The following is a 21,767-nucleotide window of genomic DNA, read 5'->3' on the forward strand; positions in this document are numbered from 1 at the left end:
CCTCTGGCGCGCCATCCGGCGCCGTACAGGAAGACACCCATGACCCCCTTCGGTATACCCGGTCCTGGCCCGGGCCGCAGGAACAAGATCACAAGACGGTGGTCCCGCCGCCTCGCCGCAGTCACCGGCCTGGCCATGCTTCCGGGTTTGCTCACCCCCGCTGCCTTCGCCACAGATCCCGATCCCTTGGGCGCTCCAGACCTCCAAAAGCCCCGGTCGGCCAAGGTCAGCCCGTTCACGGCGAAGGTAAACCAGAAGGCCGCTGCCGCGGTGAAGAAGTCCGAAGACGCGGACAAGGCGGCGATCGCCCGCGCCCGCCGCGACCGCACCAAGCAGACACTGTGGCCCGGGGCCGGGAAAGCGACCCTGGAACTACCTGCCAAGGGCACTGCCAAAGCCACCCCAGGATCCCTGCCCATCAGTCTGACCACATCGGGCACAATCCCGAAAGCTGCATCCGTCACCGTCGAAGTACTCGACCAGAAGGCGGCAGCAAAACTCGGTATCAAGGGTGTCGCCCTGAAGGTCACAGGCCCGAAAAAGGGAGCCAAGGCGCGCTTGGGTCTGAACTACTCGGCCTTCGCAGTTGCCTACGGAGGCGACTGGGCCGGACGCCTGCACCTGACGCGCCTGCCCAACTGCTCGCTCACCGAGCCGACCACAGCGAAATGCCGCAAAGGCGCCCCGCTCGAATCAACCAACCATCGCTCCAAGCAACAGATCTCGGCACCCATCAGCCTGCCCTCTTCCGGCACACCGATGATGCTGGCGCTGACGGCCGGAACGCAGTCCGGAGCCGGCGACTACGCAGCCACCCCCCTGTCGGCATCCTCGACCTGGGAAGCCGGAGGCTCCTCGGGCACCTTCACCTGGTCCTACCCCCTGCGCGTGCCCCCGGCCGCAGCCGGACCGCAGCCCACGCTGTCCATCGCGTACGACTCCGGCGCTGTCGACGGGCGCACCGCGAGCACCAACAATCAGGGCAGCCAGATCGGCGAGGGCTTCGACCTCACGTCGTCCTACATCGAGCGGAAGTACGGCTCCTGCGACGACGACGGCCAAACCGGTAAGTACGATTTGTGCTGGAAGTACGACAACGCCTCCCTCGTCCTCAACGGCCAGGCCACCGAGCTGGTCAAGGACGACACCACCGGCAAGTGGCGGCTGAAGAACGACGACGCCTCCACCGTGACCCGCTCCACCGGTGCCGACAACGGGGACGACAACGGCGAGTACTGGACGGTCATCACCGGCGACGGCACCAAGTACGTCTTCGGCTTGAACAAGCTCGAGGGCGCCGGAGCCGACGACCGCACGCAGTCAGTGTGGACGGTTCCCGTCTTCGGCGACGACGAAGGCGAACCCGGCTACGCCGACGAAACCTCGTTCTCCGGCCGCGCCAAGACCCAGGCCTGGCGGTGGAACCTCGACTACGTCGAGGACACCCACAACAACGCCATGTCCTACTGGTACAAGACCGAGCACAACAACTATGACAAACTTGGCGACGACACCACCGGCACCGACTACGTCCGCGGCGGCTACCTCCAAGAGATCCGCTACGGCCAGCGCGCCGGCGCCCTCTTCTCCGGCTCTCCCGCCGCCTCCAACAAGGTCGTCCTCGACTACGCGGAGCGTTGCCTCGCCGCCGGCACCGGTTGCGACTCGCTGAACGAGGACACCCGGGACAACTGGCCGGACGTACCGTTCGACGCAGTCTGCAAGGACGGCGCCAAGTGCACCGGCAACACCGGCCCGACGTTCTTCACCCGCAAGCGGCTGACCACCCTCACCACCTACGCATGGAACGCAGCGGCCACCACCCCCGCCTTCGACCCGGTGGACGTTTGGTCCCTCAGGCAGAACTACCTCGACCCCGGTGACACAGGAGACTCGACCGATCAGTCGCTGTGGCTTGACGAGATCAAGCACACCGGCAAGCGCGGCACCGACCTGGCGCTGGACCCCGTCAAGTTCACGCACGAGATGCGCGCCAACCGGGTCGACGGCACCGACGACATCCTGCCCCTGCACAAGCCACGCCTGAAGACTGTCACCTCGGAAACTGGCGCGAAGACCATCGTCACCTACCTGGACGCTGACTGCGCCGTCGGCCAGACCATGCCTAAGGTCGACCAGAACACCAAGCGCTGCTACCCGGTCTACTGGTCTCCCAACGGCGAGAAGGAACCCCTCCTCGACTGGTTCCAGAAGTACCCGGTGAGCTCAGTGCAGACCACCGACCCGCGCGGCGGCTCGGAGGCAGTGCAACACGCCTACCAGTACTCCGGCGGCGGGGCATGGCACTACAACGAGGACCCGCTCACCCCGACCAAGGAACGCACCTGGTCCATCTGGCGCGGTTTCGAAAAGGTCACTCACCTCACCGGCATCTCCACGGGCACCCAGAGCAAGTCCGTCACCGTCTACCTGCGCGGCATGCACGGCGACCGCGTCCTAGGGCCGGACGGCAAGGCCCCCGACCCAGACACCCGCAAGACGGCAGAAGTCTCCGGCGTCAAAGCCGGCCCGATCACCGACTCCGACCAGTACGCCGGATTCACCCGCGAGACCGTCACCTACAACGGTACCGCCGAAGTCGGCGGCACGATCAACGATCCCTGGTCAAAGCGCACCGCAACACAGCACAAGTCCTACGCGGACATCGAGGCCTACTACGTCCGCACCGGAGCCAGCCACTCCCGCACCAACATCACCAGCAAGCTCGACCCCTACGACCGCATCCGTACGGTCAAGACCACTTACGACGACTACGGCATGACCGCCACCGTCGAGGACCAAGGCGACACCGCGACCGACGGCGATGAAAAGTGCACCCGTCTCTGGTACGCCCGCAACGACACCAACGGCATCAACTCCCTCGTCTCCCGCACCCGGGTCACCAGCAAGCCCTGCGCCACCACGGAAGACGCCCTGGATCTGCCGGCCGACGCCAGCAGGCCTGGCGACGTCGTCTCCGACACGGCCGTCGCCTACGACTCGACCACCTGGTCCTCGAACCAGAGCCCGACCAAGGGCGAGGCCCAGTGGACCGGCCGCGTCCAGGGATACACAGCGGCCAACAATCCCATCTGGCAGAAGCAGACGACCACGACGTTCGACACACTCGGCCGTCCCCTCACTGTCAAGAACACCAATGACCTGCAAATCTCACGAACGACCTACATCCCAGCAGCGGCGGGTCCGCTGACGGCGACTGCCGTCGAGGACGCCAAGCTGTACAAGTCGACGACCACTGTCGACTTCGCCACGGGTGCCCCGCTGAAGGTGACAGACCCCAACAGCAAGGTCACGGAGACGGAGTACGACAGCCTCGGCCGCCTGACCAAGGTGTGGCTGCCCAACCGGCTCAAAGTCCTGAACAAAACACCGAACTACGTCTACGCCTACAACGTCACCAGCTCGGCCATGTCCTGGGTATCCACCGCAACCCTTAAGGGCGACGGCTCCGGCTACAACACCACCTACACCTTCTACGACTCCCTGCTGCGCACCCGGCAGACCCAGACCCCAACCCCGCAGGGCGGCCGCCTCATCTCGCTGGCCCTCTACGACCCCAGAGGCCTGGCCGTCAGCCAGCAGTCCGACATCTGGGACAGCACCTCAACACCAGCATCCACACCCGTAGAAACCTCCGCCGGCCAGGCACCGATCCAGACGGACACCACCTACGACGGCGCCGGCCGCCCGATCAAGGTAGTCACCAAGACACACGGCACCACCCGCTGGACCACGACCACGTCCTACACAGGCGACACCATCGGCACCAGCGCCCCCAACGGCGGCCAAGCAACCGCCACGGTGACCAACGCCCTCGGCCAGCTCACAGAGCGCCGCGAATACGGCGGCACGCAGCCCACCGGCACCGACTACACCACAACCAGTTACACCTACACACCAGCCGGCCAACAGAAGACAATCACCGGACCCGACCAGACAAAGTGGTCCTACACCTACGACCTGATAGGTCGCCAGGTCACCGCCTCTGACCCGGACAAGGGCAAGAGCACTACCGAGTACAACACCCTCGACCAAGTCATCAGCACCACACCGAACGACGACACGAACAAGAAGCTGCTCTACGAATACGACGATCTTGGCCGCAAGACAGGCATGTGGCAGATCGCCAAGACCGACGCCAACAAGCTCGCGGCCTGGACCTTCGACACCCTGGCCAAAGGCCAGCCGGACAGCTCGATCCGCTACGACGGAGGCCTTACCGGAAAGGCCTACACCCAGAAGGTCACCTCATACGACGCGCTGTACCAAGCAACCGGCAGCCAACTGCTCTTGCCCGACACAGATCCACTGGTGACCGCGGGCGTTCCCAAGACGCTGTCGTTCAGCACTGGCTACAACGTTGACGGTACGACCAGCCAGTACGCCTCACCAGCGGTCGCCGGTCTGCCCGCTGAGACCGTCTCCTATAAGTACGACTCGACCGGCCACCAGATCAGTTCGACCGGCACCACCGGCTACCTGCAAGGTGCGGCATTCTCTCCTCAGGGCGACCTCAACCAACTCGCCCTCGGCATGGAACCTGGAGACTCAGCGAAGAAGGCCTACCTCAACTGGGCATATGAGACAGGCACACGTCGGCTCACTCGAGCCTGGGTCACGGACGACGTGCATGGCTACATGCCACAGGAACTGAAGTTCACGCAGGACGACGCTGGAAACGTCACCTCCATCTTCGACGCCACGACCCAGGGCGGCACCACCAAGGCCGACTACCAGTGCTTCGCCTATGACGGCTACAGCCGCATGACCGAAGCCTGGACGCCGAAGACCGCCGACTGCGCGGTGACGGGACGCGCGACATCCAACATCGACGGCTCCGCCCCCTACTGGACCTCGTACACCTACAGCTCCGCGGGGCAACGCAAAACCGAAACCAAGCACACCTCGACAGGCGACCAAACCACCAACTACACCTACGACGACACGACAAGGGACAACAAGCCCCACACGCTGGACGCCACCAGCGGCGCCCGGACCAGTAGCTACTCCTACGACAGCAGTGGCAACACAACATCCCGCCCCGGCCCCACGACGCAGCAGACGCTGACCTGGAACGCCGAAGGAAAACTGACCAAGCTCACCGAGAGCACGAAGGAAACCACCTACCTCTACGATCCCTCAGGCGAGTTGCTGCTGCGCAGGGCCAAGAGCGACGGTGACACTGTCCTCTACCTGCCAGGCGGCAACGAGGTCCGGCTCACCGTCAAGGGCACAACGAAGACCCTTTCTGGTACCCGCTACTACACCGCCAATGCCCAGACCATCGCGGTGCGCACAGCCGTCTCGGGTACCTCCGGTACGAAGCTCAACTTCTTGGCCGCAGACCACCACGGCACGTCGAGCGTCGCCCTGGACGCGACCACGTATGCGGTCACGAAGCGGTACACGACGCCATTCGGGTCTCCCCGCGGCACTAAGGCGAGTTGGCCTGATGACAAGGCCCTCCTCGGTAAACCAGCGGACGAATCTACCGGTCTCATTCACATCGGTGCCCGCGAGTATGACCCGGCAATCGGCCAGTTCGTCAACGTTGACCCGATCATGGCCCCCGACGACCCACAGACCCTCAACGGCTACAGCTACGCAGGGAACTCGCCCGTCACCCATTCAGATCCCACGGGTTTGTGCAGGGCTGACCAGTGCGGCGTTGGCACCCCCAAGGGCGACGGCTCCGGTGACATCATCCGAGACGGCCCGATCGATCCCGGGAACCCGAGTGCCGGAAGCTGCCACAAGGGATCCTGCGGTCCAATTGACTACATCGATCACGGGACGGCTCCTACCAGCAGTTCGGGTAACACCAGCAGCTCGAGTAACAACAGTAGTGGTCCAAATTACACCTGCACTGGTGCCGGCCTCATTTGCAAGCCAAAAACCGGCCCGGGGGACTCGAGTAGCAACGCAGGAAACTATCTCTCTAGTCTGCTGTCAAACCAAGACTTCTGGTCTGGTCTCCTGGAAACGGTGGGGGGAGGTTTCGGAGGCGCCCTAGGAGGCTCACTTGTTGTTTCCGGGGTTGTGGAATGCGCAGTGGGTGTCCTCTGTGTAGCGGGTGTCCCATCCGTGGCTGGCGGCGCAGGACTTGCCGTAGCCGGCGGCGGGTTGATCGACTCCGGCTCGGATAAAATGGGGCGCGCGTTTCGTGAGGCCGATGGTGCCGCAAGCGGAGGGGTTCGACTTACCGATGAGGAAGGACTCGCCGCAGCGAAGGCGGCGGCGAGGAAGTTCACGCAACCTGGCGGCACTAATGGGGCACTCTATGTGGAAGGATATGATGACACCGTTGCTTTGTCTTCTGGAGCGAATAATCTCCCTAGGGGCTATATAAGACCGCCGGGAGCAAACACGTCAAATTATCACCATGCGGAGGCTCAGGCTGCTGCCCTGATGCGTGACAAGAGCTGGGCAAACGCCCATCTTTACATCGATCAAACGTACATATGTGGACGTTGCTTCGATCATCTTCCGAGGATGCTGCCGAAGGATGCAACACTGCGCGTCACCTGGCGTAATACCTTCGGTGATGTCGAAACTCATTCGTTCATCGGGAAGTAGATAGAAGGGCGCCCAGCGCTTTCTCTGGATCAAGGTGTCTAGGGAAAGCGCTGGGCCTTTTCTTTCTGTGAAATTGAAGTCAGTCAGTACCACTCAGTATCCGGTACATCTTCCAGATAGGTGAGCGCGGAGGCGTTCGTAGCGCCAACCTGAACTTCACTGTATCCAGGCTTGTCTCCCCAGGGCTCATGGTCTTCCATTGCCGGCCCGACGTCTGCAATTACTTTATCACTCATGAAAAGACGATGGCCCGGGCGAGGCCAATGCCATTCTCCAAAGGCCACTTCTGTCAGTGGTGAGATGATTTGGTTCACGTGCTCGTTCTTCACTGACTCGCATGACTTTGTGTGCGGCGCATTAGAGGCAGCTTCGTTGATTGCATTGTGGACCAAAAACTCCGCGAGGGTTTCCGTGAGTCGCTTCCACTCCCCATAGAGTCGTCCCTCGTAAACAGTGTCCGGTCTGATAGGGTCGAAACCCCAAAGTGCATCTCCTGGATCGGTCATGAAGACTACCTTGCCGCCCTTGATGGCCATTTCTCCCGGCGTCAGCAATTTCTTGTTTCGTACCAGGGGTTGGGGCCATCTTGCTTCGAGCGCATGCCACCCTTGCAGTGGTTCCGGTAGAGCCAGGTACTCGCGGGATGTAGTTACTCCTTGGCTGAGGGGTGGCCCGTACCATGCGGCCAGAAATTGATGCAATTCGATACTGGAAGGGTCAATCATGCAATCATTATGGCACAATTGATGGGGTCACTGAGGAAGTCGCCCGGAGTTGCTGCTGACGGCCAAGGCTCTGCCCGATCGGGGCCGTGATGCTGCAAGCAGGCTGGAGTGCGGAGCAGCTCCGCCACGTCATCACCGGGCGGCCACTGCCCGCACCGGTGCGGCTTTCGGCGCGATCATCGCAGCTGGGCTGCGCGCAGTCCAGGCCCACCCGCCGCCCGCCACCGCGACCGGCCACCACACCACCACCCCCCAGCCGCCCGAGCCAGCCCCCGAGCAGCACGCGGAGCGCTCCTTGGAGAACTCCGCGGGCGCCGGCGGCTCCTCGAGCCGTCACAACACCCAGAGCCAGGCGTACGCCGCCGCGAGGATCCAATAGTCGAACGACATGGACGGCAACCCCCGACCCCAAGGATCCCAACCCGATCGTCAAGGTCTACGACACCTACAAGAAGGGCGTTGTCGCGACGTCCGTCCACGGGCAACCAGTGCCAGTGGTTCGAGACCGCCTTCATGGACACTCCGCTGCGCGCCACCAGCAGAACCATGGAGCCCTTCGCGTTCGACCCTCACCATGAATCCCGCGCTGCCGTCAGCCCGGGGACGATGATGCACCAGGTGGCTCAACCCTTTACCCGGCTCGTCATGGGAGACCTGAACGAGTTCATCAACCGGTGGGCCGACTGGCTCGCCCAGGCGGCGACCGGCCCACTTGCCCACCCCAGCCTCATGCCCGAACGTGACCCCCAGGGCTCCTAGAGGTGATGACCGCACGGGGCCGTCTGACGGCTGTCCCGATCGACGCGGACGTGGTTGTACGGAGCGAGTGTGAGCCGGGATGCGAGGGCGACTCGGCAGGAGGGAGACAAGGTCTTGGGCTCTTCGTCGGCCGTGGTCGGTGAGGAGCCCCTCCCTCACCACTAACGCCCCGAGGGGCGTCCACTGCCACCGGGCTGCCGCCCCGGCCGTCCAGACATTAGCGCCAACTGGGCCTGACCACAGTGGAATTGCCTACCTGGAGCGAGGTTTCTCGGCCAGATGTAGGGGCCCGGCAGTGCTGGGTGTTGTACTGGCGGGGTGCGGGCCGGTGGTGGTCTCGTAGCGGGCGCCTGTGTAGGACGGGGTGTCGACGGGGGCGCTGCTGGTGATTCGTGTGCGGTACGGGTCGTAGGCCCAGCGCTGGTGCTGCCGGCGACGTCTACGGGGGGGAGCCGTGATCTGGGTCCGACTGGGCATTGGCGCCCGGGAGGGGAGGCCCAGGGCGGCGGTCGCAGGACAGCCTGCGCGGCCGGTCCGGCGTGACGACGAGTTTCCGGCTGCTCCTGCCGGTGTGCGCATGGGGTGGGGATCCGTGATACGGCTTACGGATCCCCGCGCAACGAACGGCTGATGTGCAGAGGGGCTAGCCTGCGGTGAGATCGCCGGAGAGGCTGATCTCGATGGGGCGCTTAAGCTTGCTGCCGTATTTCCAGTCCAGGACGCCGTCGTGCTGGAGGCGTCCGACGACGATGCCCGGGGCGATGCCGGCCCGGCGGGCGAAGGCTGTGATGTTGGTGAAGGGCATAGGGCGCTGGGCGAGTTGCTTGTAGGCGGCCGCGTGCTCGGGCGGGATGAGGGTTTCCCTGGCGAAGGCGTCTGCTTCGTCCTCGCTGCGGTCTCCTTCGGGGGTCGTGTCGTCGTCGCGGTTTGTGTTGTCGATGAAGGTGAGGCGTTTGCCGTGCAGGAGGACATGGCCGAGCTCGTGGAAGACGGTGAACCAGAAGTGGTCGTCCTTCTTGAACCGGCCGCTGAGGGCGACTCCGACCTTTTCCGGGGTGAGCCATCGGGTGACGCCGGAGACGCGGCTGTTGGGGGGTGCGGCAACGAACACCACCGCGACGCCGGCCTGGGCGCACAGGCGCGGGATTTCGGTGCGCCAGACGGCGGGTTCCTCGACGGTCAGAGCGCGTAGCTGGGGGAGTAGCTCAAGCAGGGCCGCACGGTCGTAGGGTGCGCAGGGGATTTTGCGTGCTCTGAGTTCGGCCTGGCGCAGCCAGACGGCGGTGGCGTAGTCGTCGGGCGTGAGGACGGTGGAGCGTCGGAAGGCGGTCCGGTAGCTGCCCCACACGTTCTCCGCGACCTCGGGGTCGGCGACACCGAAGAACGCCAGCAGACGCTCGAGATTGTCCACCGTCCGTTCTTTGGTCGGCAGGATGCCCCGCTTGACCAGCTCCTGCAGGGAGAAGCGGTCGAGCCAGTCGAGGCGGTGGCTGAGAGCTTCACGGCTCTGGGTGCGGCTGACGTGGGTGCGCCAGGCGGCCTCCATCTGGTTCCACAGCGAAGCCGGGATTCCAACGGTCCGCTCCAGTAGAAGGGCAGTCTCGGGGGTGAGGACGGCGCTGCCCTGGACGATCTGGTTGATGTGCTTGGTCGACAGTCCGGTGCGGCGGGCGAGGTCCGCCTGGGGGATGCCGAGGGCGTCGAGCTGTTCTTTCAGCGTGTCGCCCGGAGGCAGGACTTCATCCGGTGCGAACGGGTGCGGGGCGGAGGGCGGAGTCACGTGAGTGCCTCTCGGTCGGCGAGGCTGCGGGGCGGGCCTGGTGGCGGGGTCAGGGGCGGTGGATCGCTGCAACGATCACAGCGCGTACGGCGTGCTCGTTCAGGGTGCCGTCGTCGAGGGTGTCGGGCGGGTCGTCGCGCGGGCGGACCACGAGATCGCCGTGATCACCAAGCGACACCAGCAGAGTGAAGCAGTCCCCGTTGGCTGCGGGCCGCAGCCGCGCGGCCGCAATGTGCCGCAGGTCAGCCAGGTGGTGGGCGGCCGACATCTGGCCAAGACGCCGGAGCAGGGTGGTCGCTCCGTCGGGGCCTAAACGGTCCCTGCGGGCAGGGCCGCTGTTGCAGACACGGGCGAGCTCGGCGTCCTCGAAGACGATCTCCACCAGCGACCTCAGAATCCTTTTCCGTGTACCTACTGCTTCCATGCTATCCTCCCGATCAAGGTCCACAAAATTTCATGCACCTGCTGGGTAAATGAAACTGTGGAGTAGGGTGTGGCCTGTGTTACCGCCGGCCACCGCTGGAGATCTGGAGGACAGCCCATGGCAGGCAAGAGCAGCGCATCCAACGGCAAGCGGGGCCGCAGCGCCATCACGGGCCGGTTCGTGAAGCAGGCCACCGTGAAGCGGCACCCGAAGACGACGACCAATGAGAGCGCCGGCAAGGGCGGCAGGAAGAAGTAGGCGGCCATGCCCCTCGCAGCCGACCTCGCATTGTCAGTGGTGTGAGGCAAGCTCGGCAGGCCGATGCAGCCACGACCAGGATCGGAGGGCCCGATGGCTCACCTCAAGCAGCAGTTCAAGAATGCGCTGAGCTCCATCGAGCCCGGTGACGATAAGACCAATGCACCCGAGGCGCATCGCCTCGTCCGTGACGCCCTCAAGGCCGACTCCAAGCTGGCCGAGTACGGCGTCAGCCCGATCTTGATTGGCTCTTACAAGCGCAACGTGTCGATCCGCAGGATCAAGGACGTCGACGTGTTCGTGCGCCTGCCGGATGTTCCGAGTGACCTCACGTCGACGGACATCCTCGACAGGTTCTTCAAGGTCCTGCATGCGGAGTTCGGCACCGACGCCGACGGGCACCGGCGCACCAAGCGTCAGGACCGGAGCCTGCAGGTCTCCTTCCCGGAGTACGACCTCTACGTCGACGCGGTGCCCGCCCGCCCCTACGGCGACGGAACGTGGGAGATCCCGCAGAAGGGCGACGCTAACGAGTGGGTGCGCACCAACCCCGACGCTCTGACAGGGCTGTCGAGCACGATGAATGCCGACCACGACGAGTACTACGTACCGACCGTCAAACTGCTCCGCCAGACTCGTCGTGCCCTGCTCGGCACGAAGAAGCCCGGCGGATTCTTCATCGAGATGGCTACCTACCAGGCGTTCGCCTCAGGCGCGGTCTCGGGCAATGACCAGGCGGAGTACTACGTCAGCGCACTCCGGGAAGTCAGCAAGATCATAGATAACTTCGTGACCTACGGCATCGCGGTGACCGACCCGACCCTGCCCGGAAACACCATCCGCATCCGCGCGACCGACGACGAACTGGACACCGCGCGCACGCGGTTCGCCGACGCCGCGACGTTGGCAGAAGCTGCGCTCGCCGAGGAGGACGCGGGCCAGGCCGCGCTGGCGTTCCGGAAACTGCTGGGAGAGAACGGCGATGGAGGCACGGTCTTCCCGATGCCCCCCGGCTTCAACGAGGACGGCAGCAAGAATGCCTCCGCGATCTCGCCCGGCGCCCGCGCCGTGCCTGCCGGCAAGAGGACCTTCGGGTGACCTCTGTCAGCTTCGACGAGTACGTCGCCCACGCACGGCAGCACTTCGAGGAAGGCCTGATCCGCGCCGGGTTCAGGGAGGTCGAAGCAGGATGGGAAGGGCCGGTCCCGCACTCGGCGGTCACCACCCGCGTCGTGATCGACCTGCCGCCCCGCTTTCCATTCCGGCCGCCGAGGGTGGCGCCGGTCGAGCACGATGCAGTGCCCTGGTCCTGGCACCGCGACCTGGACGGCGGTCTGTGCCTGATTGCTGAAGATGATCATGATGGGTTGTGGTGGATGGAGGCCCCGGCGTTCCTCGAACACGTCACAGCGTGGTTCGAGCGCGCGGACACCGGCTGGACGGGTGATCGGCCCGACCTCGACCTCGACCGGTACTTCGAGCCGTCCACGGACCGGCGGCTCTACCTCTACGACGACCTCGGCCAGTACCTCAACCGCCCCGTCCGCTTCAGCCCGTCCAGCAACAACACGATGCGGATCAGGCAAGGCAGCTGCCCCAGGAAGGCCCTCAAGCACAGCAAGGACCGCTTCGGGTACGTAGCCGATCTCGGAGAGGTGGACGTGCCGCCGCGAACCTGGGCAGACATCTCCGCCCGGCTCGGCTCGAACACGGAGCTGGACCGCAGAATGCGTCAGCAGTCGCTCGCAGTCGTCGTGCTGATCTACCGACGAGGCACCCACGAGGGCGCGATCGTGCTGGACATCGCGCCCACGAAAGAGGACGGCACGGCCGTCACACGTCTGCGCTCGGGCGTAGACACCGAGGCCGCCCGGTCCGCTCGCGCAGGCGTCCTCGCCCCCGCACTGCGTGAATCCAGGGTTGCCGTGGTCGGCGTCGGCGCTTTGGGCTCGTTCATCGCCGACATACTGGTGCGCTCCGGTCTCCGTCACCTCACTCTCATCGACGACGATGTCGTCATGCCAGGAAACCTCGTCCGCCACCTCGTGGGCCCCGACACGGTCGGGCTGCCGAAAGTCGAAGCGGTCAAGCGACACCTCGTCAGGCACAACGATGCGCTGGCCAGCGGCATCGGCATCATCAATGGCGCGCTTACCTCGGGCGCCGCCGCGGTTGACCATCTGCGGAACCACGACCTCGTCGTGAACGCCACCGCCGACTTCGCCACCACGGCGCTCCTGCACGTAAGCGCCCGGACAGTAGGCATACGGGTCCTGTCCGCGGCGCTTCAAAACGACGGCAGGACCTATCGCATCGACGTGCTGCCACCGCTCGGCGATGCCGCACCGCTGCCGCCTTCGACGACCAGAGCCGACACCGAGGCACCGCTACTGTTCGAAGCAGGCTGCGGAAGCCCTATCTCCCCAACGCCGCCCCACGCGGTGATCGAGGCAGCAGCGGCAACCGTCCGCCACGCCATCGGCCTCCTCGTGGAGCGTCCTCTCCATCCTGCTGGGGAGACGCGCCACCTCCACTCCGCATCACAAGGGAGCCACCAGTGACCCGGCCGGCGCCACGGATCGAGCTGCGCCAGGAGGCATACGAGGCCATCGCGTCCGCGACCGCCCGGCAGCTGCCGCGGGAAACAGGTGGCATCCTCCTCGGCTACCGGGAAGACGCTAACGTTGCTGTCACTCATGCCCTCGTGGTCGACGGACAAGGAGCGTCCACCCACAGGTACGTGCGCGATGACGTCAGGGCGAACGCGCTCCTCGCAGAGTTCCTTGCAGAGCGAGCGGATGACGATCCAACCGGCTATGTCGGCGAGTGGCACAGCCATCCCGCACCGTCCGGCCCGAGCTCGATAGATGTTGCTGCGATGCAGGCAACTGCCCGGGAGCATGACGGTCCGATCGCACTCCTCGTTTACGCTCCCGGCGGGGCGGATCCCTTCTCCGGACTGATCGCGCGGCGCCAACGATGGGGACGTGTCACCAGCAAGGTAGCAACGGTCCTTCCGCCACCACAGAGATTCGAGGCGCTGGGGCCACTGCCCGAGGATGCGGTTCGGCGTGACGGCGCGGTGTTCATCTCCTACCGGCAGTCGGATGGGTCCCCGCAGGCCGATTCGATCGAGAACTTGCTCAGGGCCGCCGGTCTCGTCGTGTGGAGAGACCGTACCGACCTGCGCCCAGGCACGACGACCGATCGCCTCGAACAAGCCCTGACCACAGGGCTTTCGGCAGCCGTGCTCGTCGTGACACCGGAGATCGTCTACAGCGACATCGTCCGAGAACGTGAGCTGCCTCGGCTGCTTCAACTGGACGAGGACCCCGCCTTCAGCCTGTGCATCGCGAATAAGATCGCCAGAGCGGAAAGCGATGCACAGTGCGACTACGAGGCACCGGACCGGCTCCTGAGACTCGCTCCCTCTCGGACCCTCGCCGACAAGAAGCAAAGCAACATGCTGCAGCCGTCCGGCGAGAGCGAGATCGTGCGGGACCTGCTGATGCACCGAGTCGAACAACGTAAGTCCGCCATCCGCAGCGAGAACCGGGCCTTCACGGTCCGAATACAGACCCGCCCCGCGCCCTTCGCCATGGACGCGGGCGAGGACGACCTGCACATCCGCATCAGATCCGCCGGCGACGGACGTCTGCCCGCACGCGAGGGACTCACGCTCCTGCAGACCACGCTGCCCCTAATCAGCGACGCCGTGTACGCAGCCGATGCGAAAGTGGTACGCGTCTCCGGCGGAGCTCACCTGTCGGTAGCTCTGGCCTTGGGAGCCGCCCTGCCCGAGACCAAGATCGGCAATGTCGAGGTGGTCGATGCCCATGGCGCTCTGTGGACGTCCACAGAAGCTGGTGACGACCCGCTGACCAGCGAACTTCATACGCAACCAGTTGACCTCGAACAAGCGGATACGCGCGACGGCCACGACCGCATCGCGATCTTCGTCAGCCTGACTGCCGCTCCAGATCGGACCGCATTCGAGCAGCTCCTGCACGAGTCCAGCGACGGCTTCGCGGCGGCCGCCGTAGTCTCCGTCGTCGGCGAAGATCGACTCGACCCGCGCGAGGCCGCACGCCTCAGCGCGGCTGCCGCGCAACAGATCAAAGCGCTGGCCGCACGCAGCGGCCGTGCGGAGGTGCATCTCGCTTTCCATGGCCCGTACACGATGGCCCTACTCGTAGGGCGATACCTCAACACGCTGCGTACCGTCGTCTACGAGTGGGACGGCGCGACCCCTGGGAGGCCCCGCTACACCCCAGCTCTCGTGCTTGAGCCAGGTGTGACCGGCGGACCGATCACCCAGGTCTTGCTCGGCCAATAGGGCGCGGCGATACACGTGCAGCGCTGCTGCATTTTGCGGCTCAGGTTCAGCGTGACTGGCACTCCCTTCGTAATGTGAAGACCGTGACTGCAGGGGAAGCCGTGGGGACTGCTCAGCAGCCGGTTGGCCGCGTTTGTTGAGGGCGGGCCCGGTCACGGTCGCCTCCGAAGCATTCACCGGCTACCGGACGCTCGGCTGACCGACACCACCAATACAGACCACGGGCTTTCCCTCGGCCAGCACGGACGGGGGAAGGCCTGTGGCCATCAACAAGTGCGTACTGCGCACTCCGTCAGGGGCACATCCGGTGTGGCTGGCGGGCATCGCGGCGGAGGCCGAGCGTGTGACCGCTGGGTCCTTCACCAGAAAGCTTCATGTGGCGGGAGCAGGCCCACACGTAGCAGGCCCCCGGGATGTCGGCCGTGCGATTGCCCAGGAACGGCCGGAACACAGTCTGCCGTGCGAGGACTGCGGGCCGGACGGCTGGTCGGCCTGTGCGAGGCGTGCGGTCCTGCTCACTGCGACCTGGTTGGCCGACCTGGACGACACCGTGGCTTCATCACTGAGAACCGACAACGCACGCAGGCCGACCACAGACCTCTTGTCCGATTCCGCGAGCGCCGCCACGAGCGGGCATTCCCCCTTGACCGGCTTCGCTACCAGCCGCCGTCAGACCGCGGACAAGGGGTGGGTGTTCATTACGGAAACCACGACTGCCGCCCGGACACGGGGAGGATCCTCCACATAGACGACGGCTCAGCAGCCATGGAGTTGTCGTTGGGTGCGGTACTCGAAGGCATCAGCGGCAGCCACCTGCCACCTCTCCTGACAGACCTCCGTGTGAGGGTGATCTCGCGGACTGCGTAGCGGCAGCTGCGCGAGGGGGCTGCCGTCGGCGAAGAGCCGGTTGCCGCCGTCCACGGAGACGGTGTGGTGGGTGCCGTCGGCGGTGGCGGCGACGTACGGATAGCCGGCCTGGATGTCGCGTACGACCTGGTCTTCAGGCTCCGTGAAGTCCATGGGGATGAAGGAACGGACGGTGATGCCGCAGTAGATCGTCGCCCCGTCGCTGCTGAAGCTATGTACGATGACCCGGCTCTTGCCGAGCGGCGGGGTCTGCTGGGTCCGTCTGCGCACCTCGGCCTCGACCTGAGGACGGCTGGGTTGGTCAGGGTGACGCCGGTCGTAGTCGTGGCTGATGTACTGCTTCAGCGGGAAGTACTCCAGTTGCTCGGTGCCCGGGACGTAGCGGGCCAGGGTGGGGTCACACCGGTGGAAAAACGCGAAGGCGTCCAGAAGTGTCTCGACCACCAAGTGACCGCCGACTGCGGTCCTGTATGCGTCGTGGGCGCCGGGGCGGGTTCCTGTGCTGGTACGGATGGCGTCGGGGAGCTGGTCGTATGGCTGCCAGGAGGGGAACACTCGGACGTGGTTCACACCCCCGACAATGCGGTCCGTCTTGACATCGACGGTGGCTGGCAAGTGGATGTCCGCGTTGCGCAGCAGCACAAGCCCTCGGACGACCTGCCCCTGCGGATCGGACGCGAGAAGACTTCGGTACCGGTCCTGGTCAGCGGGGCTCTGGCTGTTGCAGATCACCTCTAGGTCGAGGGTCCTGATGGCCGCCAGCGCGGGTGCAATCTCCAGAGCGACTCGCTCAGTGTCCACGTCCATGCCGTGCACGTGGCAGAGCCCAGTTGAGGTGGTGGCGGCCGCTTCCCAGACGTGCGAGATGTACAGGGCGAGGCCGTGCATCTTCTGACGCCCCTTGGCGTGACGCGCGGTGTCGGCGACAGGGAACAGGGCCGTTGGCCGTGTAGTCATGGATGAGGCGTACCCCCTTGTGACTCCGCCCGCAGGCGAAGAGAGAAGAGTACCGAAGGCGACTCGGTAGGTGCCGTGGTTTGTAGCACCCGACCTACGGATACACGCGATGTTGGAATGGCTGACGGAATCCTGATGATGGCCCCACAGCAGCCTTATGAAAGGTCCAACTGCGCTACGCAACCTCGAACGGCTGCCGGACGAGAACGCCAAGCTGCGGCGGGCGAACGAGATCTTGAAGGCCGCGTCGGCTTTCTTTGCGGCCGAGCTCGACCGGCCGCTCATAGCGTTCATCGACGAGTACCGCCAGGTGTTCGGGGCCGAGCCGATCTGCCGGGTCCCGACCGACCACGGACTGAAGATCGCAACGAGCCCCTACTACGCCGCCAGGAACCGCGAGCTGAGCGCCCGGTCGGGTTCCTGCCGGCCGCGTCGTGCTTGTCGTAGCCGACGTGATCGGTGATCTCGCCTTCCAGGGCGGACTCCAGCACCCGCTTCGTCAGCTGCTGCAGCAGCCCGCCCTGCCCGGTCAGCTGCAGCCCCTCCGACCGGGTCATCGGTGTCTTTTGGGGGTGGGAAGTCGTTGCCGATTTGGACGGTGGGCCATTCGCGGCCTTTGGCGGTGTGGGCGGTGGAGACGGTCACGTCGGCGTGGGTTTCGTCGGTGAGTTGGTCGACTGCGGCGAAGATGGCGTCGGGGCCGTGGGTGTCGATGAGGTCGACGAAGGGCTGCAGGTCGCGTCCGGCGGGGTCGTGGGCGGCGTATTCCTGCAGCTCTCCCCAGGAGGGGAAGAGCACGAGTTCGGGGTAGGTGGTGCGCCGGCCGTCCTTGAGATCGCGGGTGGCCAGGGCGAGTGCGGCGAGTTGCTGTCCGCCGCGGGTGAGGGCGACGCGGTGACCGGCGGCGAGCAGGCGCAGGACTTCGGCAACGGCGCCGATGTTGGTGCGGCACAGCACCGCATCCGGCCGCTCCAGGCCGCCGACGCCGGTGGTGATGGTGTTGGTGCCGGTCAGGCGGATGGGTGCGTCGGCGAGGGTGAGCCACCGGTTGGCTTCTTCGGCGATCAGGGGGCCGAAGCGGAAGGAGCGGGTCAGGGTGAGGGGGGTGGCGTCGAAGCCGGTCATGACGTCCCGGGCGCCGCGCCAGCCGTAGATGGCCTGGGCGGAGTCGCCGACCATGACGAGCTGGGTGTGCGGGCGCTGGGCGGTGAAGACCGCCTCGAGGACAGGGTTGGTGTCCTGCGCCTCGTCGAGGAGGAGGAAGTCAGCCTCGAGCCGCGGCTCGGTCAGGGCCCACATTTTCAGGTAGTGGTCGTGTTCGAAGCGGACCACCCCGTGGTCGGGATTGTGCAGGTCCGCCCACGCCTTGCGGGCGAACGGCAGGACCTGCTCGGCGAGGTGGGCGTGCTCGCCGGAGGCGGTCAGGCCGCGCAGGTGCGGCACGTGGTGGGAGGCCAGGGCGCGGTCGGCGGAGTGGCAGTAGCGGGTCACGGTGCGCAGGACGGCGTGGGAGAGCACGCGAGCACTGATCTCGTGATCGCCGATGCGCAGGGGGCGGGTGATGCCGAGGGCCTGGCCGGTCTTCCAGGCCGGCTGGCGGGGGCTGTTGAGGCGGCTGGTGTAGCGGTGGCCGACGGCTGCGTAGGCCGTGGCGTGGGCGGTCTTGCACGCCACCGTGCGGGGGAAGCGGGTGGCGGCATCTTGTGCGATGGCCTTGTTGAAGGCGAGGTAGCGGCCACGACGGCGGGTGCTGGCTGCGAGCAGGCCGAGGGTGCTGGTCTTGCCGGTGCCGGCGCCGGCCTGCAGGACGAGATGGTGACCGGCCCGGAAGGCGTCCACGGCGTGGCCTGTTCGTCGGTGGGCGTGTGCAACAGGAGCTCCGCGATAGAGAAGAGAGACCGAAAGGGCAGGGCGGCTGCAGCGGCCTGCGCCGGTGTGCTGCAGGGGCGCGGGTATTACGGCACTGTCGGCTGCCGGCGGTGCTGACGGCTGTGCATGAGGTTGGCCACGCTGGTCAGGACTTCTTCGGGCGTGTGGTGCGCGAGCAGGCCCTCGAGCCGGGCTACCAGGAGTTGGGCGCGGTCCTGTTCGTCCCGGGCAAGAGCCTCGCTCACGCGGCGGCGCAGCACGTCCTGGGGCCGCTGCCCCGTGGCGGCCGCGGCCCGGCGCAGGGCTTGGTCGGCGGCGTGGGGGAGTGCGACATTGAGCAGCACCCGACCGCGCCGGTCCGGGTAGTGTGTGGTCAGGACGTCGATGGGAAGCAGCGCATCCAGTCGGCGCCGCAGCGTGTGGAGGGCGCCGCCGGAGCTGCGCGCGTCGTGGACTGCAATCAGCCGGGTACGGTCCGCGTTCGCCGACACCGGCACACTGCAACGCGCATGCCGGAGCTCGCCGGGGGTGGCGGGCCTGGTCAGAATGATCTCGACAGCGTGCGACATCACCGCCGACCCCCCTGTCGTGCACGGTTTGCAGGCCCGGGGCGCCGGGCGGGGGCCGGCAGACGGGTGTGGATGTGCTCGTGGTGGCGCAGCGGGTCGAAGGGCTCCCACTCGGCTACCGCCAGGTCGGCGGCCGTGGACGAAGTGGCGTGCTGTGGGCAGCGCTGGGCGCGCCAGCGCAATTGCTCGGCGTAGGGGAGGGGGGCCGAGGTCGTAGACGGCCATGAGGTCAGCGGGCAGGGCCAGTTGACCGCTTTGGGCGGTGGCTGGCATGAGCGTCCAGGTGCCGCCCGGGGCGTCGGGGGTGAGCAGGGGGCTGGTGCAGCGGTGGCGGTGCCGGGTCTGGGCGACGCACTGGATCTCGTCCACCGGGCGGGCTGCGAGGTAGCGGACGTACAGCAGCTGCACGGTGGGCCGGGCCGGGCGGCAGAGGACCGATTCAGGTGTCTGGCTGGGCGGTGAGGCCGGGGGAGGGGTGAAGATGCCGGCGTCGATCAGGCGGCGGGAGCGCACGGCCAGCGTCCGGCGCAGCCCCGCCAGCTCAGGAAGAGATGGGGGTGTGTCGCGGGCGGGGCAGAGGATGGCGTGTTGCAGACGGCACCAGCGGCTGCCGTCTCCGGCCGGGTGCGCGATGCCGGAGCTGACGTGCCAGCGGCAGGCTTCGGGCACCTGAGCGGCGGGCAGTTCGTGCGGGTGCAGAGGGACCGGGTGCTGATCGCTGCGGTGGTACCACTCGATCGGGTTGCCGCAGTCGTGGCACCGGCCGCTTTGGCCGCAGCGCAGCAACCGGGTGGTGCTGCCGGGAGTGATCTGCAAGGAGCGGCGCATGCGGTGGGCGGGGACTGGGCTGGTGTCCCGATGACGGGGTGTGGGAGATGGGCAGTGTATGCGCGCGAACCTGCCAGCCGACACGCCGAACCTGTGGCAGCGCTGCCGCCGGATCGCCCACTCGGCCTCACCCAGTGAAACAGCAGTGCGAGTAGGTGACTGCGTGTTCGGGAGGGGCTCGCCGGTTTGGGTGATCTGCGGCAGTCGCCCCGGGCGGGCTGTCAGTCTTCGTTCAGCCCGGGCAGGTCGTGCCCGCGGCACAGCGTCGCGAAGAGCTCGTCGAACGGGGTGCCCAGGGTGTGGGCAAGGGCGTGCCAGGTCTTCAGTGTGCCGACGGTGCGGCCCTGCTCGATCTCGATGACGGTGCGTCTGGCCAGGCCGCTGCGGGCGGCGAGCTCGTCGTAGGTCCACCCGCGCGCGGCTCGCAGACGCGCGAGCTCCAACCGCAGCGCGTCGAGGTCCGGATCGGGCGGCAAGATCGTCACCCGTCCATCTGACGGTGCAGACCCCTGCCCTGTCAGTGTAGACCTCTGCCCTATTTTCCCAGGTGGCAGCAGCCGCGAGAGGGCAGAGGTCTGCACTACGGTGGCGGCCGCACCCGCACCCCAAGCGCGGGAACAGGGCGGAAGCAACCGGAGGAACACGCGTCCATGAGGCTGCGCACAGCATGTCCAGCCACGCCACGCGCCTGGACCGTGGAACTGCGCTCGCACGCCGGCGGGCTCGTTCTCATCTGCCGGCACTGCCCGCACGGCATCACCCCGATCACCGCGGTCTCTGCTCGTTCGGCTGCCCTGGCCCATCTCGCACGGCACGTACGCGGTGACCTGCGTCCCCCGCACCCGCGGATCTGCCAGTGCCACGAACGCGGCTGCCGCTGGCACCCAAGGCACCGCGGCTGCGCCGGCCCTCGGACGGTGTCCGGTACGACGGCGGCCCGTGCTGTCACAGCGGCGCAGGCACTGCAGGCATCGGTGAGCCCCGTGCGCCGCAGCCACCGGCGACCGCTCGGCAGCGCAGACGTCCCAAAGGGCCGGGGGAGCGGATCTGGGTCCGCGAAATGCTCAGCTACCTCGCCGCTGCACTCCCAGAAGAACACCTCGGCTGCCGCACGCCTGCTGGCACTGCAGTGCGCACTGCGGATGAACACCCACATGCGAGTCCAACTGCCCAAGGGCGTGATGCGCAGCCTCCGCCTCGACACCGCCGAGGGCCCGTGGAACGAGCTGGAGCACGCGCGATGGCTGCGGACGGTCCCCGGGAGTGCAGCCAACGAGATCACCGCTGAACTTCTTGATCTCACGCTGCTCGGCCAAGCTCCAGCCCGCCCCGACCGAAGACGTGCCGCGGACTGGGCGCTGCGCGCCAGTTCCTCCTCTGCCGTACGAGCTATCGGGCCGCTGCCCCGGCTGGCCAGCGTGTACCTCGCGGCGCACACGGACCCGGAATCCGGCACTGGCCTGAGCGACCTCGAGCAGATGGCGCGCGCCTGCGGTTCCCAGCCCGCGGAACTGACCGGCGTGCTCGACCCGTTGGCGAAAACAGGATTGCTGGGGTCATGGCAGGCCTGCCCGGACTCGGGGGACCTGCAGTGGACCCTCGCACGCGGCACGGGAATCGGTGTCGACGGTCACAGACGGGAAGCGGTCCGAGGGAACCCCCCTGGGGTGGGCCGGTGGGGCTGAACGTGTCTCGGACGCTGGGACCGGGGGAGGCTCCTGAAGCGCTGTCTCTTCCCGCCCGTCAGGGTCTCGCCGCCGATGGCGGGTCTGGAACTGCGATGGTCCCAATGGAAGTC

The 21,767-nt window shown here is 66.4% G+C and carries 13 protein-coding genes and 3 pseudogenes; 7 read left to right on the forward strand and 9 right to left on the reverse strand.

What is annotated here, in order from left to right; translation table 11 throughout:
• Positions 1 to 39: 39 nt before the first annotated feature.
• The gene (locus tag ACIGAN_RS31795; RefSeq protein ID WP_399862775.1) at positions 40 to 6,597 is read left to right on the forward strand and encodes an RHS repeat-associated core domain-containing protein; all 6,558 of its coding nucleotides are present in this window, start codon (positions 40 to 42) and stop codon (positions 6,595 to 6,597) included.
• Positions 6,598 to 6,680: 83 nt separating this feature from the next.
• Here ACIGAN_RS31795 and ACIGAN_RS31800 read toward each other — a convergent pair whose 3' ends face one another.
• Positions 6,681 to 7,322 (reverse strand): hypothetical protein, encoded by a 642-nt coding sequence (locus tag ACIGAN_RS31800; protein WP_399862777.1) that lies wholly within the window; start codon positions 7,320 to 7,322, stop codon positions 6,681 to 6,683.
• A 618-nt stretch (positions 7,323 to 7,940) separates the two neighbouring features.
• Here ACIGAN_RS31800 and ACIGAN_RS31805 point away from each other — a divergent pair.
• The gene (locus ACIGAN_RS31805; protein ID WP_399862779.1) at positions 7,941 to 8,081 is read left to right on the forward strand and encodes a hypothetical protein; all 141 of its coding nucleotides are present in this window, start codon (positions 7,941 to 7,943) and stop codon (positions 8,079 to 8,081) included.
• A gap of 643 nt (positions 8,082 to 8,724) precedes the next feature.
• Here ACIGAN_RS31805 and ACIGAN_RS31810 read toward each other — a convergent pair.
• Complete coding sequence (locus ACIGAN_RS31810) at positions 8,725 to 9,861, reverse strand: ImmA/IrrE family metallo-endopeptidase (RefSeq protein WP_399862781.1); 1,137 nt, start codon at positions 9,859 to 9,861, stop codon at positions 8,725 to 8,727.
• Positions 9,862 to 9,910: 49 nt separating this feature from the next.
• Positions 9,911 to 10,243 (reverse strand): hypothetical protein, encoded by a 333-nt coding sequence (locus ACIGAN_RS31815; protein ID WP_060904947.1) that lies wholly within the window; start codon positions 10,241 to 10,243, stop codon positions 9,911 to 9,913.
• A 159-nt stretch (positions 10,244 to 10,402) separates the two neighbouring features.
• On the opposite strand from ACIGAN_RS31815, the gene ACIGAN_RS31820 reads away from it, so the two are divergent.
• From ACIGAN_RS31820 to ACIGAN_RS31835, 4 genes are all read left to right on the forward strand, one after another.
• Positions 10,403 to 10,543 (forward strand): hypothetical protein, encoded by a 141-nt coding sequence (locus tag ACIGAN_RS31820; RefSeq protein ID WP_165951458.1) that lies wholly within the window; start codon positions 10,403 to 10,405, stop codon positions 10,541 to 10,543.
• A gap of 93 nt (positions 10,544 to 10,636) precedes the next feature.
• Complete coding sequence (locus ACIGAN_RS31825) at positions 10,637 to 11,641, forward strand: SMODS domain-containing nucleotidyltransferase (protein WP_399862783.1); 1,005 nt, start codon at positions 10,637 to 10,639, stop codon at positions 11,639 to 11,641.
• Complete coding sequence (locus tag ACIGAN_RS31830; protein WP_399862785.1) at positions 11,638 to 13,104, forward strand: HesA/MoeB/ThiF family protein; 1,467 nt, start codon at positions 11,638 to 11,640, stop codon at positions 13,102 to 13,104. Before ACIGAN_RS31825 ends, ACIGAN_RS31830 begins: the two co-directional genes overlap by 4 nt.
• Entirely contained in the window at positions 13,101 to 14,879 is a 1,779-nt protein-coding gene (locus ACIGAN_RS31835) for an SAVED domain-containing protein (protein ID WP_399862787.1), read from the forward strand. Before ACIGAN_RS31830 ends, ACIGAN_RS31835 begins: the two co-directional genes overlap by 4 nt.
• Before the next feature lie 756 nt (positions 14,880 to 15,635).
• Here ACIGAN_RS31835 and ACIGAN_RS31840 read toward each other — a convergent pair.
• The 6 genes and pseudogenes from ACIGAN_RS31840 to ACIGAN_RS31865 form a co-directional block, all read right to left on the reverse strand.
• Complete coding sequence (locus ACIGAN_RS31840) at positions 15,636 to 16,703, reverse strand: hypothetical protein (RefSeq protein WP_399862789.1); 1,068 nt, start codon at positions 16,701 to 16,703, stop codon at positions 15,636 to 15,638.
• 416 nt (positions 16,704 to 17,119) lie between these two features.
• A pseudogene (locus ACIGAN_RS31845) lies at positions 17,120 to 17,254 on the reverse strand (IS256 family transposase); the annotation flags it as partial.
• Positions 17,235 to 18,574, reverse strand: a pseudogene (locus ACIGAN_RS31850) (UvrD-helicase domain-containing protein); the annotation flags it as partial. The pseudogenes ACIGAN_RS31850 and ACIGAN_RS31845, both read right to left, overlap by 20 nt.
• Positions 18,575 to 18,658: 84 nt before the next feature.
• On the reverse strand, positions 18,659 to 19,141 hold the full coding sequence (locus ACIGAN_RS31855; RefSeq protein ID WP_399862840.1) for a hypothetical protein: 483 nt from the start codon (positions 19,139 to 19,141) through the stop codon (positions 18,659 to 18,661).
• Between the two features lie 549 nt (positions 19,142 to 19,690).
• Positions 19,691 to 19,969 (reverse strand): annotated as a pseudogene (locus ACIGAN_RS31860) (DUF6083 domain-containing protein); the annotation flags it as partial.
• A 221-nt stretch (positions 19,970 to 20,190) separates the two neighbouring features.
• Positions 20,191 to 20,454, reverse strand: coding sequence for a helix-turn-helix transcriptional regulator (locus ACIGAN_RS31865; protein WP_399862791.1), 264 nt, complete (start codon positions 20,452 to 20,454; stop codon positions 20,191 to 20,193).
• Between the two features lie 657 nt (positions 20,455 to 21,111).
• Here ACIGAN_RS31865 and ACIGAN_RS31870 point away from each other — a divergent pair.
• Entirely contained in the window at positions 21,112 to 21,654 is a 543-nt protein-coding gene (locus ACIGAN_RS31870) for a hypothetical protein (RefSeq protein WP_399862793.1), read from the forward strand.
• The last annotated feature ends 113 nt before the right edge of the window (positions 21,655 to 21,767 follow it).

The sequence above is a fragment of the Streptomyces sp. NPDC085931 genome (assembly GCF_044540565.1).
Lineage (GTDB): Bacteria > Actinomycetota > Actinomycetes > Streptomycetales > Streptomycetaceae > Streptomyces.

Excerpts from the sequence above, each read along its gene's own strand:
- ACIGAN_RS31840 (WP_399862789.1), bottom strand. The coding sequence starts at position 16,703 with ATGACTACACGGCCAACGGCCCTGTTCCCTGTCGCCGACACCGCGCGT.
- ACIGAN_RS31870 (WP_399862793.1), top strand. The coding sequence starts at position 21,112 with ATGAACACCCACATGCGAGTCCAACTGCCCAAGGGCGTGATGCGCAGC.
- ACIGAN_RS31825 (WP_399862783.1), top strand. The coding sequence starts at position 10,637 with ATGGCTCACCTCAAGCAGCAGTTCAAGAATGCGCTGAGCTCCATCGAG.
- ACIGAN_RS31820 (WP_165951458.1), top strand. The coding sequence starts at position 10,403 with ATGGCAGGCAAGAGCAGCGCATCCAACGGCAAGCGGGGCCGCAGCGCC.
- ACIGAN_RS31795 (WP_399862775.1), top strand. The coding sequence starts at position 40 with ATGACCCCCTTCGGTATACCCGGTCCTGGCCCGGGCCGCAGGAACAAG.
- ACIGAN_RS31800 (WP_399862777.1), bottom strand. The coding sequence starts at position 7,322 with ATGATTGACCCTTCCAGTATCGAATTGCATCAATTTCTGGCCGCATGG.
- ACIGAN_RS31855 (WP_399862840.1), bottom strand. The coding sequence starts at position 19,141 with ATGTCGCACGCTGTCGAGATCATTCTGACCAGGCCCGCCACCCCCGGC.